Source organism: Mycobacterium sp. ACS1612, from assembly GCF_001667505.1.
Classification (GTDB): domain Bacteria; phylum Actinomycetota; class Actinomycetes; order Mycobacteriales; family Mycobacteriaceae; genus Mycobacterium.
Map to the genome: position 1 here is coordinate 1 of NZ_LZHZ01000064.1, position 1,849 is coordinate 1,849.

Sequence of the window (1,849 nt, forward strand, 5' to 3'; positions counted from 1 at the left end):
CTAGCTGGCGGTATCTCCTGTCAAGTTTGATGTGGGCTCAGAAGCGTTCGCCGACAAGCAGTGAAGCCAGTGTTGTCGTTGTTTTCGATATTGACCGTGCAGGTGTTGGCTGGCCAACTGCTGGTGCCTGTAAGCGCCCACGCTGACTTATGCGACCTCAAGTATGGGGTCATCTGGCGTCGTTCGGGCTGCGGTGAGGCGAAGGGCCGGGTGCCAAGCTAGGAACGGCGTAACCCTGGGGTCCGCCATAGCGCGATCGGCATCTGATCCGGCCCTTCGTTGGTTCCAACCTGGCACTTGCGGGCCGGAGTTGTGAAGGGGCAGTTCGTTCATGCCTTTCTGTGCGGGGGATTGATTTCCTCGCCAGCACATAGTGCGCCGGTGCTCGGCGCTGTCCACGTCGTTCGTCCTCGCTGCGGTGCGGGCGCTGCAGGTGGACAGCTCCTGCGTCTCCGGCGCCAAGGGCCTGGGCCGAGGAGAACCCGGGTGGTGGTTTAACTCCACCGTGTTGGGTCGTAGGTGGTGTGGTCGCGCACCAGTGCGTAGGCGATACGGGTGGCGCGGTTGGCCAGGGCGCATCCGATGACTCCGCCGCGTTTGCCGCGCGATTTTAGGGCGCCGGCATAGGCTTTGGCGGCCCGATCCTGCAGCCACAGACCCATACCGAGATCGATCAGCGCGCGGCGCAACGCCACGCTGCCTTCGCGGCTGATGGTTCCGTCACGACGTTTACCGGCCGATTCATACTGCATCGGGGACAGTCCGGCGGCTCGATAGATCTGCCTCGGGCCCGGCCACCGGCTTGGATCGCCAAGCGCGGCAGCGTAATTGGCCACGCGAACGATGCCCCACCCAGGCACCGAGGTCAATGTGGAAAATGGGCTGTGGGGAATCAGTGCGGCCAGCTCGGTCTCGGCGGCCGCGATCTGGACGTCCAAATCGGCCAGCAACGCTACATCGGCAGCCAACACCCGCCGCGCCACCGCCGCGTCCGCGACCGGCAGCGCTTCGCGCGCAGTCAAGACCAGACGGTCAGCCAACTCTCGACGCAGCCTAACGTCGCGGACACGAGCAAACCGCATCAACCGAGTTGGTCCCAATGCCCGCATGCGCGCCGGGTCGGCCAATTCCGCGGCGATGAGCCGACCGATCTTGGTGGCCAATACATCTGGCAGCGCCTTCGTCAACCCGGGAAATGCACGATCCAGTTGGGCCAGCAACTGATTCTTCGTCGCGCTACGCACTGCTACCCGACGATTGCGATGAGCCGCCCACGCCCCGATCTCACCCAGCAGTCGCGGCCTGGCTGCCGCCGGTTGTCCCCGACCGGCCAACACCAGCTCGGTGATCGCCTCCAAATCGATCGCATCAGTCTTAACTCGCCGCCGACCCGCCACCCGGCGTTGCTCAGCGACATGAGCCGGGTTGAGTTCAAGCACCTCCCAACCAGCCGGCCAGGCATAATCCAAAATCGGTCGATGGTAATGACCAGCCGCTTCGATACCTACCTTCACCCGGACAGACGGTGCGACAACATCGCTTACACGAGCCACCGTCGCCGCAAGATCCGAACGGGTCATCGCGAACCCGACAGGACCGAACACACGGTTACGGGCATCGTCGGTGGCCGACACCATCGCCGAGGTCTTGCCGACATCGACGGCAACAACGATCCTGGATGAGGTGACTGACGCAACTTGATGCACAGACACAACAACACCTCCGGGGGCAGCCAGGAGGACCACGGCGCGCCAACGCCCTGGTCCCCGAAAGGGAACTACTGACAATCCCTTCCTGACACCCCCGGAGGCGTTTGTGAAGGACTATCGACCTATATCAGCGCGAGCAG

The 1,849-nt window shown here is 63.5% G+C and carries 1 protein-coding gene; it reads right to left on the reverse strand.

What is annotated here, in order from left to right:
- Positions 1 to 494 precede the first annotated feature (494 nt).
- On the reverse strand, positions 495 to 1,745 hold the full coding sequence (locus A5724_RS27085; protein WP_369830671.1) for an IS110 family transposase: 1,251 nt from the start codon (positions 1,743 to 1,745) through the stop codon (positions 495 to 497).
- Between the last annotated feature and the right edge of the window lie 104 nt (positions 1,746 to 1,849).